12 protein-coding genes and 1 tRNA gene are annotated in these 16,732 nt (G+C 38.9%); 7 read left to right on the forward strand and 6 right to left on the reverse strand.

The genetic code is table 11. The features are described 5' to 3' along the window. Positions 1–121 precede the first annotated feature (121 nt). The gene (locus tag AB204_RS04145) at positions 122–2,062 is read left to right on the forward strand and encodes a DNA topoisomerase III (protein WP_047962123.1); all 1,941 of its coding nucleotides are present in this window, start codon (positions 122–124) and stop codon (positions 2,060–2,062) included. A gap of 55 nt (positions 2,063–2,117) precedes the next feature. On the opposite strand, the gene xthA is transcribed toward AB204_RS04145, so the two are convergent. After that, positions 2,118–2,924 carry an exodeoxyribonuclease III gene (gene xthA / locus AB204_RS04150; protein ID WP_047962124.1) on the reverse strand — a complete coding sequence of 269 codons (807 nt, stop codon included), beginning with the start codon at positions 2,922–2,924 and terminating at the stop codon, positions 2,118–2,120. Between the two features lie 650 nt (positions 2,925–3,574). Between xthA and AB204_RS04155 the strand changes: the two genes are divergently transcribed. Continuing rightward, positions 3,575–4,438, forward strand: a complete 864-nt coding sequence (locus AB204_RS04155; RefSeq protein ID WP_047962125.1) for a helix-turn-helix domain-containing protein — start codon at positions 3,575–3,577, stop codon at positions 4,436–4,438. Positions 4,439–4,869: 431 nt separating this feature from the next. Here the strand turns inward: AB204_RS04155 and AB204_RS04160 are convergent. The 3 genes from AB204_RS04160 to AB204_RS04170 form a co-directional block, all read right to left on the reverse strand. Further along, positions 4,870–4,954: transfer RNA gene (locus tag AB204_RS04160), tRNA-Tyr, on the reverse strand. A 154-nt stretch (positions 4,955–5,108) separates the two neighbouring features. Further along, positions 5,109–5,957, reverse strand: a complete 849-nt coding sequence (gene purU / locus AB204_RS04165; protein WP_047962126.1) for a formyltetrahydrofolate deformylase — start codon at positions 5,955–5,957, stop codon at positions 5,109–5,111. Between the two features lie 67 nt (positions 5,958–6,024). Then, positions 6,025–6,486: a YchJ family protein gene (locus tag AB204_RS04170; protein ID WP_047962127.1), complete on the reverse strand. Its 462-nt coding sequence runs from the start codon at positions 6,484–6,486 to the stop codon at positions 6,025–6,027. A gap of 649 nt (positions 6,487–7,135) precedes the next feature. Here AB204_RS04170 and galU point away from each other — a divergent pair. From galU to AB204_RS04185, 3 genes are read left to right on the forward strand one after another with little or no spacing between them, the layout of a single operon-like run. Continuing rightward, a complete protein-coding gene (gene galU, locus AB204_RS04175; protein ID WP_047962128.1) occupies positions 7,136–8,053 on the forward strand; it encodes a UTP--glucose-1-phosphate uridylyltransferase GalU in 918 nt (305 codons plus the stop codon). 24 nt (positions 8,054–8,077) lie between these two features. Beyond that, positions 8,078–9,421 (forward strand): UDP-glucose dehydrogenase family protein, encoded by a 1,344-nt coding sequence (locus AB204_RS04180; protein WP_047962129.1) that lies wholly within the window; start codon positions 8,078–8,080, stop codon positions 9,419–9,421. Between the two features lie 8 nt (positions 9,422–9,429). Next, on the forward strand, positions 9,430–10,440 hold the full coding sequence (locus tag AB204_RS04185; protein WP_047962130.1) for an NAD-dependent epimerase: 1,011 nt from the start codon (positions 9,430–9,432) through the stop codon (positions 10,438–10,440). Positions 10,441–10,675: 235 nt separating this feature from the next. Here AB204_RS04185 and hns read toward each other — a convergent pair whose 3' ends face one another. Further along, positions 10,676–11,077 (reverse strand): histone-like nucleoid-structuring protein H-NS, encoded by a 402-nt coding sequence (hns, locus tag AB204_RS04190; protein ID WP_047962131.1) that lies wholly within the window; start codon positions 11,075–11,077, stop codon positions 10,676–10,678. Between the two features lie 645 nt (positions 11,078–11,722). Between hns and AB204_RS04195 the strand changes: the two genes are divergently transcribed. Continuing rightward, complete coding sequence (locus AB204_RS04195; protein WP_047962132.1) at positions 11,723–12,319, forward strand: thymidine kinase; 597 nt, start codon at positions 11,723–11,725, stop codon at positions 12,317–12,319. Positions 12,320–12,437: 118 nt separating this feature from the next. Here the strand turns inward: AB204_RS04195 and adhE are convergent, their stop codons facing one another. Next, complete coding sequence (gene adhE, locus AB204_RS04200) at positions 12,438–15,101, reverse strand: bifunctional acetaldehyde-CoA/alcohol dehydrogenase (protein ID WP_047962133.1); 2,664 nt, start codon at positions 15,099–15,101, stop codon at positions 12,438–12,440. Positions 15,102–15,591: 490 nt separating this feature from the next. Between adhE and AB204_RS04205 the strand changes: the two genes are divergently transcribed. Further along, positions 15,592–16,236, forward strand: a complete 645-nt coding sequence (locus AB204_RS04205; RefSeq protein ID WP_047962134.1) for a YchE family NAAT transporter — start codon at positions 15,592–15,594, stop codon at positions 16,234–16,236. Positions 16,237–16,732 lie beyond the last annotated feature (496 nt).

The following is a 16,732-nucleotide window of genomic DNA, read 5'->3' on the forward strand; positions in this document are numbered from 1 at the left end:
AGCATAAAATATGTCTAATACTATAGGAATGGCTATCCGAGTAAGGGAAGTTTAGAAAATTTGTTGAATTAATATGATGTATTCAAAGTATATTTTTTACAGGTAAATATTGAATAATTCCATGCGTCTTTTTATTGCAGAAAAACCCAGCCTGGCGAGAGCTATAGCGGATGTGTTACCGAAACCTCATCGGCGTGGGGATGGGTTTATAGAGTGCGGTAATAATCAGTTTGTTACTTGGTGTGTTGGTCATCTATTGGAGCAGGCTGAACCAGATGCTTACGATGCCCGTTATGCCCGCTGGGTATTGGCTGATTTACCGATCATTCCTGAAAAATGGCAGTTAAAGCCACGGGCTGCCGTGGCTAAGCAGCTCAATACAATTAAATCTCTACTGGAAAGGGCGAACGAAATTGTCCATGCAGGTGACCCGGATCGTGAAGGGCAATTGCTGGTGGATGAAGTGCTGGATTTTTTAGAGCTGGATACGGAAAAAAAGCAAAATGTCCAACGTTGCCTGATTAATGACTTAAATCCTCAGGCAGTCACAAAAGCTATTGAGCGTCTGAGAAGCAACAGGGAATTTGTTCCCTTGTGTGTTTCTGCACTTGCCCGAGCGAGAGCAGATTGGCTTTATGGCATCAATATGACCCGTGCTTATACGTTATTGGGCAAGAATGCTGGTTATCAGGGAGTACTGTCTGTTGGGCGTGTTCAAACACCCATTTTAGGGTTAGTTGTGCGTCGTGATGAAGAAATAGAGCATTTTGTGCCGAAAGATTTTTTTGAGGTTAAAGCACATATTGTCACGCCAAATGAAGAGCGGTTTACGGCATTGTGGCAGCCAAGTGAATCATGCATTGATTTTCAGGACGAGGAAGGAAGGGTAATTCATCGTCCACTAGCAGAGCATGTTGTAGCGCGTATTACAGGGCAACCTGCCTATGTCACTGCCTATCAGGATAAACGGGAATCAGAAACGGCACCATTGCCATTTTCGCTTTCTTCCTTGCAGATTGAAGCAGCCAAGCGTTTTGGTTTGAGTGCTCAAGAAGTACTTGATATTTGTCAGCGGCTTTATGAAACCCATAAATTGATTACTTATCCACGCTCGGACTGTCGTTATTTGCCAGAAGAACATTTTGCAGGGCGTCATGCGGTCTTGAATGCTATTTCAGTGCATGCTGCACATTTGCTTCCTCAAGATGCTTTGGATGTGGATAAAAAGAATCGTTGTTGGGATGATAAGAAAGTTGATGCGCATCATGCCATTGTTCCTACTGCCCGCAGTAGCCAAGTTCATTTGACAGATAATGAAAGTCACATTTATGGCTTAATCGCTCGGCAATATCTGATGCAATTTTTCCCTGATGCGGTATTCCGTAAGTGCACGATTGAACTCGATATTGCAGGTGGAAAATTTATCGCTAAAGCACGTTTTTTAGCAGAAGCGGGCTGGAGAACTTTGCTTGGTAACAAGGAGAGAGATGAAGAAAACGAAGGTACTCCATTACCGATTGTTGCTAAGGGCGATGAACTTTTGTGTGAGAAGGGGGAATTGGTGGAAAGGCAGACACAACCACCACGACCTTTTACTGATGCAACATTATTGTCTGCAATGACGGGTATCGCCCGATTTGTTCAGGATAAAGCATTGAAAAAAGTTCTGAGGGCAACCGACGGTTTAGGTACGGAAGCAACCCGGGCAGGGATTATTGAGCTGCTATTTAAACGGGAGTTTCTATATAAAAAAGGACGTTATATTCATGCTACGCCTGCCGGACGAGCGTTGATCCATGTATTACCGGATATGGCCGTATTACCCGATATGACAGCACATTGGGAATCCCGACTGACGCAAATCAGCGAAAAGCAATTCCGCTATCAGGATTTTATGCTGCCTCTTCAGGAGACGTTGCAACAATTAATCTGGCAGGCAAAACAATACCGAAATTTGAAGGCGTTCAGGGACTTACCCCCTGCTCCTGCAAAAGGTAAAAAAGGGAAACAGACAAAATCCCGTCAGAATAAGACAAAGGCAGATAAAGCTAATCAGACATAACCAACGTGATAGCACAGCACCGTAATTAATGGTGCTGTGTTTCATAATTTGGTAATTATATTTCAAATTCTGTCCAGACAGGAGCATGATCAGACGGTTTTTCCATGCTGCGAATAGCATAATCAATGCCTGAAGAAATACACCGTTCTGCTAAAGATTGGCTGGCAAGCAACAAATCAATGCGTAATCCGCGATTATCATCAAACCCTTTTGAGCGATAATCAAACCAAGAGAATTGGTCATTGGTTTCGGGATACTTAGCCCGGAATGTATCGATTAACCCCCAATTCTTAAGGCGTTCCATCCACTCTCTTTCTTCTGGCAAGAAGGAGCATTTCCCCGTTTTTAACCAGCGTTTTTGATTGTTTTCTCCGATCCCAATATCGAGATCAGTTGGGCTGATATTCATATCTCCCATGATCAGAACGTGTGATGTTGGAGTATGGTGATTTTCTAAGTAGGATTGCAGATCCTGATAAAAATTTTCTTTCGCCGGAAATTTAACCGGATGATCACGACTTTCTCCTTGAGGAAAATAGCCGTTGATTACAGTTAATAAACCGAGAGGTGTTTCGATATCAGCCATAATGATACGACGTTGTGCATCTTCATCATCTGTAGGGAAACCCTTGCGAACTTCTACGGGTTGCTGGCGGGTAAGCAAGGCAACACCATAGTGTGATTTTTGACCGTGATAGAAAACGTGATAGCCAAATTTGCTCACTTCTTCTAAGGGAAACATTTCATCATGAACTTTTATTTCTTGCAATCCGATCACATCTGGTTGGTGTTGTTCAATAATGGCAGCAAGTTGATGAGGGCGTGCTCGCAATCCATTAATATTGAATGAGATAAATTTCATATCGTTATAATCACCTTGAGAATATGCTAGTTTTTAATGTTAACAGATATAAATAAAGATGTAACTATTTATTAAATAATAAATTTTACCTAACTATCTTGATATCTCGCTATTTTACTCCTATATGTAATACTATTATGAGTATAATACTCTCGCTACCCCAAATTTAGAGTGTCGAATCGTTTTATAAATAATAAAAAACACAAAATTAACAAGTAATGAATTAACGGATATATGATAACTCACTAGTTTTAATATGTTATATTAAACGCGTGATATTATAATTTCTGTTAGGTTTTTTATGCTTTGAATTTATTTTATGTTGTGTGTTACAAAAATTAATTAATGAAAAAGTAGAAGAGTTAATCAATCTCTGATAGAAATTTGGGCTTGTAGGTCATGGTTATATTTATTAAAGGCTTACAATCACGGTGGAATATTCATCATGATATAGATGAATTATATAGTTCATCTAAACCGCATTATTGCATCAGGGGCTGGCATTTTATATAAATGTCATTTGAAAAATATCTATTTTTATTGTACAAAATTATACCTTCATAATATCAAGTTTGATTTAGCGGTTACCTGATGAGAAGGCCATTTCAAGGAAATTATTTTAGCCACAAGTTACATAGGAACGGTGAATTATGTTTTTTTCTCGTAAATTAGAAGCATTCATGGCGGTGGTGGAAATGGGTTCTTTAAGCAAGGCGGCAAGAGTGATGAACCGTACGACTCCCCCAGTCGCTAAATCAATTAAAGACTTTGAAGCGACGTTAGGAAAGCGCTTATTTAAAAGGGAGAAGTTTGGGATGATTCTGACCAAAGACGGAGTGGAGTTATATAATGACCTAAAAGAGCTCTATTTGAAAGAGAAGGAAATTACAAAGAAACACATCAGCGGGAGTATTTGTAATGTGGTAAATATATACCATGATTGGGGTAAGAAAAAGCATCTGATTTCGCTTTATAAAGCAGCGGACAGAAATAATGCTCAAGTAAATATATTACGCTTCAGTTATGATAACATTGATGAAATAGTTGACTATGAGGGTAATACGATAATTTTAAGTTCAGAAAAAATACTTAGCGATAGATTTAGTCTTGTACGGAAAATTGATGGACCAAATTTAGGGATTTGCTGCCGTAAAGAGTTATTGAATGAAGTGAATGGGGACTTTACTCAATTACTGAAAAAGAGAACTTGGTTATGTGATCCCGTACTCTACAAAGGTAATTTGATAAAGAATTTGGAAGAGGAAATGATAAAAAATGGAGAGAAAGTCAATATTCGACAGATGGACAATATAGAATGCTGTCTTAATTTTATTCAGTCAACCGATTATATTTGTGTTACAGATTCCCACTCCGGCGCATTGGAAGAGGGAGAAAGCTTAGGCTTCATTCCAATATCACGACCTGATGCAGTGAATCAGTGTTATGTCTACAAATCAAAGTCTCATTCAAGCGTGTTAAACCGTTTCATCGACTCTGTTAGCGATATGGAGTAGTCGATTGCATAAGCGGAGCGAACATCCAGTTTTCCCAGCTCCGCTATTGGTACTTATCCAAATGCATTTATTGCTTTTGTAATGCATTCAGGGCTTGGGATAGACTTTTGATGGTGGTGAGGAAGGATGATTCGTCATTTTGTTCCTCACCTTCGGATTAGTACATCATGCCACACGATACATTTCATTATCTCATTTCATGTAATTCCATACGCTATAGGCATTATCATTACTCTGTACTCAATTCGAGTCTTGCCCGAAGGATTTTGGAACTTCTCTAAAGCAGGATATGTTGCGCTATTGTCTGATGGGGATTGTGTCTGATGGGGATTGTAAATGATTCTCTGATGGTAGTGGTCGAAGGTTCTTGTCCTTCCCCGAAGGAAATATATTGAATTATTGGGTGGTATAAAGTAAGGATGATTCTTTGATGGTGGTGGGGGAAGGATTCGAACCTTCGAAGTCTGTGACGGCAGATTTACAGTCTGCTCCCTTTGGCCGCTCGGGAACCCCACCAGATTTTTGAATTGTTCGCTGTCGTTAGCAGCGGACGGCATAATATCAAATAAGCCGCCGCTGTAAAGTAGTTTATTGAAAATAAAGTATCGAACGATGTTTTTTTAAACCTTGTGAGCAGATTATGCTCTGGCGCTCAATAACTTCTTACTTTTTAAAGGATAATAGTGCGGTTACCATATACAAAGACTCGTTGAGAAAAAACAGAGTGCAATGCCTGGCTTAAAACATTTTTTTCAACATCTCGCCCTGCACGCATCATCTCTTCCGCAGTATAGGTGTGATCCACATTAATGACATCCTGAGTAATAATTGGGCCTTCGTCTAAGTTATCATTTACATAATGAGCAGTAGCACCAATAATTTTTACACCACGCTCATAAGCTTGATGATAAGGGCGTGCCCCGATGAATGCCGGTAAGAATGAATGATGGATGTTGATGATTTGGTTTGGATAATGCTGAACAAATGCTGGTGTTAAAACACGCATGTATTTAGCGAGCACAACATAATCAGGTTCATACTGATCGATTTGAGCCATTAGAGCTTCATCATGTTGCTCACGAGTTAAACCTTCATGGCTAATGTAATGGAATGGAATACCGAATTGTTCAACCAAGTGTTGCAGGGTTGTGTGATTGCCGATAACAGCGGCAATTTCAACATCCAATCCACCATAGGCGCTTTTTACTAAGATATCGCCAATACAATGCGCTTCTTTTGTTACCATGATAACGATACGGCGGCGACCGGCTGTATTTAATTCGCGATTTGAACCGACTGGCAGGGCATCATCCAAATCTGCCAGAAGTGTTTCATCGTTGAAAATACCCTCTAGCTCTGTGCGCATAAAAAAACGTCCAGTACGATGATCTACAAATTCATTGTTTTGAACGATATTTAATTGATGCTTGTAACAAATATTTGTGATTTTTGCGATTAATCCTTTAGCGTCAGGACAGATTGTACGCAAGATTTTTTTTTGTATGTTTGTGTTTTGCATGGATTACGAGATCCCCGAATATTCTTCACTGCCTGTGAATTGTTATGTTTAATACTTAGATACTGATTTATCCACAGCACTTCTTGTATTTTTTGCCTGAACCACACGGACAAGGGCTATTACGGCCTGTCTGAGGGCGAACGCCATCGATATAAAACCAACGTTGTTCAATGCGCAAAAAACGCGAACGCTCATGAATTAATTGCCTATCTTGCTTTCCTTGTTCAATAAAGCAAGCTGAAAATTCAACATAGGCCTCGTCATTATGTTTACCTTCGCTCGTTTCGAGGACGTTCAGTCCCAGCCATTGTACATCCGCGAAACTTTTTTCTATTTCTGTACGCCAATTTTCAGCCTGACAATCAGGATGCCAAGTAGCGATAAGGTAGTCTGCATTTTGCGTAACATAAGCACTATATCTGGAACGCATCAAATATTCGGCATTTGGAGCAGGACGATGATTTTCGAGATAGGGACTACAACAATGAGCGAAAGGTGAACCACTGCCGCAGGAACACATGTTTGTCAAAATGACTCCAATTATTCAAAATGATTGCTGTCAATATGAGCAATCTTGCAAAGATATGTAAGCGAATAGTACAGGTCTATCGGGCTATCATTGGCTGATGATACTCGAATATGGGCAACCGTCGCAATGCTTGCTAAGTGCCTGCTATTGTGGAACAGAGGCTTGAATATGATTCATCATGGATGATTTTGAAATGATGAGTTATATAATTTTCTACAGAGAAAATATTTTTATTGTTGTCAACCAGATTAAATGCATATATTAAGTTCCGTAATTATTAGAAACCGTGAGATAACAAATTGCCTTCGTTGTATTGAAGAATATTCATTCATTTTAAATCAGTGAGCACCGTTTTTTTGGTAATACAGCGCATAGCATAATAGAAATAAAAATGATGCTTTTTTCATCTCTTTATCAGTTGGTTTATAACATTTATGTATCATTTTATCGTGATATTAAATATTGAATCACTGAAGCGTGATTAAATGTTTTCGTACTGTATATCTAGTTGAATTAACTGGTATACTCATGCGCGTTATTTTTTGCAAGTACGATTTTCTTCACACATACAATTTCTTAGAGAGTTAATGCTATTGTTTAAACTGTAAAGGATTTTTTCAGTGATAACAGAGCAGTAGGAGACAATGTAATGTCAGTAATAAATAAAAAGGTAAAAAAGGCTGTTATACCCGTTGCCGGTTTGGGAACTCGGATGTTACCAGCCACGAAGGCTATTCCTAAAGAAATGCTCCCTCTTGTGGATAAACCACTTATTCAGTATGTCGTCAATGAATGTATCAAGGCGGGCATTAATGAAATTATTCTGGTTACACATTCGTCCAAAAACTCGATAGAAAACCATTTTGATACCAGCTTTGAACTTGAGGCGATTCTTGAGAAAAGAGTAAAACGCCAGTTATTAGACGAAATACAGTCTATTTGCCCAAAGCATGTGACCATCATGCAGACCCGCCAAGGGATCGCAAAAGGGTTGGGACATGCGGTGCTATGCGCCAAGCCCCTTATTGGTAATGAGCCATTTGCGGTGATTTTGCCGGATGTTATTTTGGATGAATATAGTACTGATTTGTCAAAATACAATTTGAGCGAAATGTTGTCACGTTTTAATAGTAGTGGAGCAAGCCAAATTCTGGTTGAACCTGTCCCTGTAGAGAGTGTTTCGGATTATGGTATCGTCGATTGTTTAGGTGAAGAACTAAAACCGGGTGATAGCAAACCTATTGTTCGCGTTGTTGAAAAGCCAAAACCAGAAGAAGCACCATCAAATCTTTCTATCGTTGGGCGCTATGTATTATCTGAAAATATTTGGCCATTATTGGCAAAAACTGCACCTGGTGCAGGAGATGAAATACAATTGACAGATGCGATTGCCATGCTGATGGAAAAAGAACCTGTTGAGGCTTATCACTTGCGGGGACGTAGCCACGATTGTGGTAATAAATTAGGTTATATGCAGGCATTTGTTGAATATGGCATGAAACATAAGGAACTGGGTAAATTATTCACGGATTGGGTCATGGCTTTGCAAAATCGGATTGAAAAATAATCTACTGGTGATTTAAGGTGTAATATGAAAGTTACTGTATTTGGTATTGGCTATGTGGGCTTAGTTCAGGCAACCGTGTTTGCAGAAGTCGGGCATGATGTACTTTGTGTTGACGTTGATGCAAAAAAAGTCGAGAACCTGAAAAATGGTCAGATCCCTATTTTTGAACCGGGTTTGACGCCTTTGGTAAAGAAAAATCATGCAGAAGGGCGTCTGAATTTTACAACGGATGCCAAAGCCGGTATTGCTCATGGCAAATTACAGTTTATTGCAGTAGGAACACCTCCTGATGAAGATGGATCAGCCGATCTTCAATATGTCACTGCGGTAGCCAGAACCATTGCGGAAAATATGGATGGCTATAAAGTCGTTGTTGACAAATCGACAGTACCAGTGGGTACGGCTGATAAAGTCAGAGCAGTGATGCAGGCAACATTGGCAGAACGCAATGTAGAACTCCCGTTCGATGTTGTCTCTAACCCTGAATTCTTGAAAGAAGGTGCGGCAGTTGCCGATTGCATGCGACCTGAGCGCATAATCATCGGTTGTGATAACGATGATGTAGTTGATGTAATGCGTGAACTCTATGAACCCTTTAATCGTAACCACGATCGCATGATAGTCATGGATATTCGCAGTGCTGAACTGACTAAATATGCCGCTAACTGTATGTTGGCAACCAAAATTAGTTTTATGAATGAAATTGCTAACCTGGCAGAGATATTGGGAGCGGACATTGAAAATGTACGTCAGGGAATTGGTTCTGATTCACGCATCGGATATCACTTTATTTACCCTGGATGTGGATATGGTGGTTCATGTTTCCCGAAAGATGTTCAGGCATTGATTCGTACTTCTGAACAAATTGGATATACGCCAAAAATTCTTCAGGCAGTTGAGCAGGTTAATGAAAAACAGAAAACAAAATTGCCTACTTTTGTAAAACGTCATTTTGGTAATGATTTAACTGGCAAAACATTCGCTATTTGGGGATTATCGTTTAAACCTAATACGGATGATATGCGTGAAGCATCAAGTCGTGTCTTGATGGAAACATTATGGGAATGTGGCGCTACAATACAGGCATATGACCCAGAAGCCATGCAGGAAGCCCAACGTATTTATGGACAGCGTGACGATCTTTCTTTAATGGGGACCAAAGAGGCGGCATTAAAAGGTGCTGATGCTTTGATTATATGCACAGAATGGCAAAACTTCAGAGCGCCTGATTTTGATGTGATTAAGGATTCATTGAAAACTCCTGTGATTTTTGATGGACGTAATCTTTACGATCCTGAGCGCCTGCAATCGCGTGGATTTACATACTATGGAATTGGGCGCGGGGCCTCAATCAATCCAGTCATTTGAGTTATTATATGAAATTTTTAGTTACAGGTTCCGCTGGTTTTATTGGTTTTCATGTTAGCCAGCGATTATTGAATATGGGGCATGAGGTTGTCGGCATCGATAACCTCAATGATTATTATGATGTTAATTTAAAACAGGCGAGATTAAATTTATTACTCCCTTATTCGAATTTCAAATTTGAAAAATTAGATTTGGCCGATAGAGTTTCCATCCCGGAATTGTTTGCTAAACATCAATTTCAGCGAGTTATCCATTTGGGTGCTCAAGCTGGCGTGCGTTATTCTATACAAAACCCAATGGCATATATTGATGCCAATATCATCGGTCATATCAATATCCTTGAAGGATGCCGCCATAATCATGTGGAACATTTATTATATGCATCTTCAAGTTCAGTATATGGTTTAAATAGAAAGCAGCCATTCTCTACTGATGATTCTGTTGATCACCCTGTTTCTTTATATGCAGCAACGAAAAAAGCTGATGAGCTAATGTCTCACAGTTATTCGCATCTTTATCACCTTCCTACTACCGGGTTGAGATTCTTTACCGTATATGGGCCATGGGGTCGCCCTGACATGGCTTTATTTAAATTTACTAAAGCTATGTTAGAAGGCAAACCAATCGATGTTTATAACCATGGTAATATGGTGAGGGATTTTACATATATTGATGATATTGTTGAATCTATAATCAGATTACAAGCTGTCATTCCTGCTTCCAATAAAAACTGGTTAGTTGAAGACGGTCAGATATCTGCCAGCTCTGCGCCATACCGTGTTTACAATATCGGTAACGGTCAACCTACAAAGCTAGGGGATTTTATTGAAGCTATTGAAGATTCATTAGGAATTGAAGCAAAGAAAAACTTTATGGAAATTCAGGATGGCGATGTATTATCAACGTGCGCAGATTCTAGCGAGCTTTACGATAAAATTGGCTTTTTACCCGATACTCCGGTGAAGGAAGGGGTAAAACGCTTTGTTGATTGGTACTTAGACTTTTATCAGGCCGCGTAATGGTGGAAATAAAAAAGGAGCGATTAGCTCCTTTTTTATCAGTTTATGTTAATAAAAAACTAAGTTAGTGTTAAATTCTTCTTTATCACATGAGAATATGAAAGCGACTTAGTCGTTAATATAAATCTCTGTGTTTTTACATCAACCAGTAATTAACCTAGTTAGTTGTATTAAGCATAAAAACAAAAATACCCCTTATAGGGTATTTTTGTTATTGAGTCTACAAAACAACTGATTAAATCAGGAAATCTTCCAGTTTTTTGCCTTCTTCATCAATTGCTTTCTTGATTACAGCTGGTGTACGGCCTTGACCGGTCCAGGTTTTAGTTTCACCTTCATCAACGTATGAATATTTAGCTGGACGTGCAGCACGCTTAGATTTACCAGTAGCTTTACCACTTAAAGCGTCTACTAAATCACTTAATTCAATACCGTCTTTTTCCAGCATTTCACGGTATTCTTGAAGTTTACGTGTACGCTCTTCTATTTGTGCACGAGCATGGCTTTCTTCATCGCGACGTTCTTCAACAACAGTCGTAAGTTTTTCCAGCATTTCTTCTAAAGTAGTAAGTTCACATTCTCTTGCTTGTGCGCGCAAGGTACGGATGTTATTTAAGGATTTTAAATTTTCGCTCATTGTCCTGGTCTCAAATTATAATGATGATGGCTGATGTAGGGATAATAATAGAATGCTATTTTATTTTCTGCAATAGTGAATTTACTTTCTCAGGCTAAAACATGTCATTTTAAAATGCAATTTTTTTGATAATCGATATATTGTGTTTTAATCACGCTATTCAGATTGCCATTTTTCAATAAGCATGAAGACGGATTACTGTAAAGTTGAGTAAGGGATAAACTGAGACGTATAAAACTAATTTATAGTCAATCCGTAAGAAATGTTAACTGTTCTTATGGAAATAAGTTGAAGAATTTAGTGTGAGCTGAAAGTTTTTTATGGGTAATCTATTGGTTATGATTATAGTGACTGAATTGAACAAAAGTAAACCACTATGATTATTAATATGCAAAGAGTGGAAAGATAAATAACTATTTCTTTTTCATGTTAATTTCGTTCATTTGTCATGCAGAATGTGCTTGTGTGCTGATTTTATATGCGCAAATGTGATGATTATCATGAAAATAATATTTTCTTATTTGTTCTAATTTGTTTCTGCTACTCCACATTTAGCAATAACAGGGAGTAATCTCAATCAGAGTTTGTGGTAAACTTGCCGCGATATACCGACTGTTTAAATTTGACAAAAGGATGGACGGGCCAATGGCTCAGCTTTATTTTTATTATTCTGCCATGAATGCAGGGAAATCAACTTCCTTATTGCAATCATCCTATAACTATAACGAAAGAGGAATGAGAACGCTGATTTTTACAGCAGAAATCGATACTCGGTTCGGTAAAGGAAAGGTAAGTTCCCGTATTGGTTTATCCGCTGAGGCTTTGCTGTTTTCACCAAAAACAAATATTGCCGAGCTTATCAGAAGTGAAAATGAGGCGGAAAAAGTTCATTGTGTTTTGATTGATGAATGCCAATTCTTGACGAAAGAACATGTCGAACAGCTATGTGAAATTGTAGATTATGATGATATCCCTGTCCTTTGTTATGGTCTGAGAACTGATTTTCAAGGGGAGTTATTCAGTGGAAGCGAATATCTTCTCGCATGGTCAGATAAATTGGTGGAGTTGAAAACAATTTGCCATTGTGGGAGAAAAGCCAGCCGTGTATTGCGCTTTGGCAGCGATGGGAACGTTGTTTATGATGGGGCTCAGGTTGATATTGGCGGTAATGAAAAGTACGTCTCTGTGTGCCGTAAGCACTATACTGACGTTATTCGTGAGGCTAAGGCAAAAAAAGCTTAATACGACAAAAGTTGCGATCTAATAATGGGCATAAAGTTATTAAGCCAGGTAAATGTAATAATAAAAAAAGGCGCTGGGTTACCCTGACGCCTTTTAAGTTACATCAGCCTATTATTTGTTATTGTTTCTTATTATTTTTTCTATTTGGTCTTATTGCCTGCTGAGATCCGCTTTGTTCTACGAACTCACGGCCATAGAAAGAATCCAATAGCAATTGCTTCAATTCAGAAATTAATGGATAACGTGGATTGGCCCCAGTGCATTGGTCATCAAATGCATCTTCTGCGAGTTTGTCAATTTTTGCCAGAAAGTCAGCTTCTTGAACACCTGTTTCGCGGATAGAAGCGGGAATGCCTAACTGGGATTTCATCTCTTCTAGCCAGGCCAACAGTTTTTCAATTTTTGCAGCAGTACGATCACCTGATGCGGTTAATCCCAAATGATCTGCAATTTCCGCATAGCGACGTCGTGCCTGTGGGCGGTCGTATTGACTGAATGCAGTTTGTTTTGTTGGGTTGTCATTCGCGTTGTAGCGAATCACATTGCAGATTAACAGCGCATTGGCTAAACCGTGTGGAATATGGAATTCGGAACCAAGTTTATGGGCCATGGAGTGGCATACGCCTAAAAAGGCATTAGCAAAAGCAATACCGGCAATGGTCGCTGCATTATGGACACGTTCGCGAGCAACGGGATTTTTTGCACCTTCGTGGTAACTGGCAGGCAGAAAATCTTTCAGTAGCTTCAGTGCTTGCAGGGCTTGCCCATCAGAATATTCATTAGCCAGAACAGAAACATAGGCTTCCAGTGCGTGTGTCACTGCATCCAGGCCACCAAAAGCACACAGGGATTTTGGCATGTCCATAACTAAATTGGCATCAACAATCGCCATATCTGGAGTCAGTGCATAGTCTGCCAATGGGTATTTTTGCCCGGTTATGTCATCTGTAACAACCGCGAAAGGCGTTACTTCTGAACCTGTTCCTGAAGTCGTGGTAATGGCAACCATTTTAGCTTTCACACCCATTTTCGGGAACTTATAGATGCGTTTACGGATATCCATAAAGCGCAGGGCCAGTTCTTCAAAATGTGTTTCTGGATGCTCATACATCACCCACATAATTTTGGCCGCGTCCATGGGGGAACCGCCACCAAGAGCAATAATGACATCAGGTTTAAACAGATGCATTTGCTCAGCGCCTTTACGGACGATACTCAAAGTAGGGTCTGCTTCAACTTCGAAAAAGACTTCAGTTTCTATACCGTAAGATTTCAACACATTGATAACCTGATCGGCATAACCGTTATTGAATAAGAAGCGGTCTGTAACAATAAAAGCACGTTTTGCGCCGTCTGTAGCGACTTCTTCCAAAGCAATAGGCAGAGAACCGCGTCGGAAATAGATTGATTTTGGAAGTTTATGCCACAACATATTTTCGGCTCTTTTAGCGACTGTTTTCGTATTGATCAGATGTTTTGGCCCCACATTTTCGGAAATGGAGTTACCGCCCCAAGATCCACAACCCAGCGTTAGAGAAGGGGATAGCTTGAAGTTATACAAATCGCCGATTCCACCTTGGGATGCCGGTGTGTTGATCAAAATACGGGCGGTCTTCATTTTGTCGCCGAAATATTTAATGCGCTCGGCCTGATTATCTTGTTCAGTATAGAGGCATGAAGTATGCCCAATACCGCCCATCTCAACTAGCCTCTCAGCTTTTCCAACGGCATCTTCAAAGTCTTTACCACGGTACATAGCAAGTAGTGGCGATAATTTTTCATGAGCGAAAGGTTCAGTCTCATCGACCTGCGTGACTTCACCGATAAGAATTTTAGTATTTTCAGGGACATTAACACCGGCCATTTCAGCAATTTCTGTTGCTGGCTGACCAACAATTGCAGCATTTAAGTTACCATTTTTCAAAATAATATCTTGAACAGCCTTCAGCTCTTTTCCTTGCAGGATATATCCACCGTGAGTTGAAAAACGTTCACGAACTTGCTCATAAACAGCATCAACAACAATTACTGATTGTTCTGAGGCACAAATCACACCATTATCGAAGGTCTTGGACATCAAAATTGATGCGACGGCACGCTTGATATCTGCTGATTCATCAATGACTACAGGGGTATTACCGGCACCGACACCAATTGCAGGTTTGCCTGAGCTGTAAGCTGCTTTCACCATGCCAGGGCCACCGGTTGCTAAAATCAAATTAATATCAGGGTGATGCATTAAAGCATTTGAAAGCTCGACAGAAGGTTCATCTATCCAGCCAATGATGTATTTTGGCGCTCCTGCTTCAACTGCTGCTTTTAAGACGATTTCGGCTGCTTTATTGGTTGCCTTTTTAGCTCGTGGATGAGGAGAGAAAATAATGCCATTTCGGGTTTTCAGGCTGATAAGTGCCTTGAAAATGGCCGTAGATGTCGGGTTTGTTGTTGGAACGATACCGCAAATTAGGCCAATAGGCTCCGCAATAGTAATGGTACCGAACGTATTATCTTCAGATAAGATGCCGCAGGTTTTATCATCTTTATAGGCGTTATAAATATACTCAGAAGCAAAATGATTTTTGATCACTTTATCTTCCACTATTCCCATTCCAGATTCAGACACAGCTAATTTTGCCAGTGGAATACGGGCATCTGCGGCAGCAAGGGCAGCAGCACGAAAAATTCGGTCAACTTGTTCCTGAGAAAAGTTAGCAAATTCGTGTTGGGCTTTTTTTACGCGAGCAACTAATTCATTGAGTTCAGCAAGTTGAGTTACAGCCATAAAAATTACTCCTGATAAATGTTAAATTTTTTAAGGCAATTAGCTGCGAGATTATTAAATTATCAAATAGTGTAATGAGATTAATCTTTTGGATCTAAACAAAAATACGGCTAATTGCCTTAAAAAATTGCTTAACGAAATGATCAATATAGGAATAATTCCTTGTCTTGAAATTTTACGGTGAATACAGCTTATCATTTGTAGGCTTTTATATTGTGATTTAGATCATGAAAACATTAAGCTGACACAATTCAGCTTTTGTTTTTGGAGGACAACCTCCAGTTGATATATTTGTATAAATTTAAATTTTCAATTAACCAATCCAATACAATTTATTAACTTTATTTTTATTGTATTTATTATTGATAGACCAATCTTATTGGTAAAAATTACCGAATTAGTTGATTTAACGTAACGAATTTGTCTTGATTTACTGTATTGTTTAGATATTGCTATAAGTTTTATTTAGTTGTATGAGAAGGGGATAATTGTGGGTGAGTCATTACTGGAGCTTTCTGGATATATTAAATTTTTTATGGGATTGTTTGCATTAGTCAACCCGATTGGCGTTTTACCTGTTTTCATTAGTATGACTAATTATCAGACAGCTGCGGGACGTAATAAAACCAATTTCATAGCAAACTTATCTGTTGCCATTATCTTATGTATTTCATTATTGATTGGTGATTCTATCCTCTATGTGTTTGGTATTTCAATAGACTCGTTTCGTATAGCGGGTGGGATGTTGATAGTTACCATTGCAGTAGCGATGATTAATGGCAAGTTGGGAGAAGATAAACAAAATAAGCTGGAAAAATCGGAAGCAGCGGTGAGGAGTAGTGTTGCTGTTGTGCCATTGGCGTTACCCCTTATGGCAGGGCCAGGGGCGATTAGTTCTTGCATGGTATGGAGCGCCCGTTATCAAGGATGGCAAAATTATTTTGGATTGGCATTAACCAGTGTGCTATTTGCTTGTTGTTGCTGGTTGTTATTCCGTTCAGCATCTTTGTTGGTGAAATTTTTGGGGCAGACCGGCATTAATGTGATTACCCGAATTATGGGATTATTGTTAATGTCGTTAGGTGTTGAATTTATTGTCACAGGAGTAAAAGCACTGTTTCCGGGGTTATTATGATACTGTCAAGATCACTTATGTATTTATTTAAATCATTAATGTAATAAGGTGAAGCTTTTTACTCAAATAGAGAGTAAATCAGCCAAAATTCAATCAATAGGTGACCAATTAAAACACAATTGGTCCATAACATCATTTCGAATAATTTCTTAAAAACCTTTGCTCATATTTTATTCTTCTTTAGTCTGACTACCTCAAAATAATACTGTAATTTTCCACACTGTTTTACTTTTTATAATCTTATCTGAATTGGTAGCTTGTTTGGCTATTTTGTGATGAAGGTGGATTTTTACTCTGTGGTGATTGCATTTTGTTAAAATAATGTTTATTTTCTCTTGTAATCGCATTTTATGATCATTGCCTTGGAATAACAAAATAAAAACTAATGTTATCACTGTGTTACATCAATATTGTGAATGAATTGTATACAGTGGTAACGAATAATCTTAATCCTTTAATAAATTTATTATAAAAACTATATAACAATTATTATATG

The organism is Xenorhabdus khoisanae (genome assembly GCF_001037465.1).
GTDB lineage: Bacteria > Pseudomonadota > Gammaproteobacteria > Enterobacterales > Enterobacteriaceae > Xenorhabdus > Xenorhabdus khoisanae.

What these genes read in the sequence shown, in the direction of transcription:
- AB204_RS04155 (WP_047962125.1), top strand. Translation starts at nt 3,575, where the DNA reads ATGTTTTTTTCTCGTAAATTAGAAGCATTCATGGCGGTGGTGGAAATG.
- purU (WP_047962126.1), bottom strand. Translation starts at nt 5,957, where the DNA reads ATGCAAAACACAAACATACAAAAAAAAATCTTGCGTACAATCTGTCCT.
- hns (WP_047962131.1), bottom strand. Translation starts at nt 11,077, where the DNA reads ATGAGCGAAAATTTAAAATCCTTAAATAACATCCGTACCTTGCGCGCA.
- AB204_RS04180 (WP_047962129.1), top strand. Translation starts at nt 8,078, where the DNA reads ATGAAAGTTACTGTATTTGGTATTGGCTATGTGGGCTTAGTTCAGGCA.
- AB204_RS04145 (WP_047962123.1), top strand. Translation starts at nt 122, where the DNA reads ATGCGTCTTTTTATTGCAGAAAAACCCAGCCTGGCGAGAGCTATAGCG.
- AB204_RS04195 (WP_047962132.1), top strand. Translation starts at nt 11,723, where the DNA reads ATGGCTCAGCTTTATTTTTATTATTCTGCCATGAATGCAGGGAAATCA.
- xthA (WP_047962124.1), bottom strand. Translation starts at nt 2,924, where the DNA reads ATGAAATTTATCTCATTCAATATTAATGGATTGCGAGCACGCCCTCAT.
- adhE (WP_047962133.1), bottom strand. Translation starts at nt 15,101, where the DNA reads ATGGCTGTAACTCAACTTGCTGAACTCAATGAATTAGTTGCTCGCGTA.
- AB204_RS04185 (WP_047962130.1), top strand. Translation starts at nt 9,430, where the DNA reads ATGAAATTTTTAGTTACAGGTTCCGCTGGTTTTATTGGTTTTCATGTT.
- galU (WP_047962128.1), top strand. Translation starts at nt 7,136, where the DNA reads ATGTCAGTAATAAATAAAAAGGTAAAAAAGGCTGTTATACCCGTTGCC.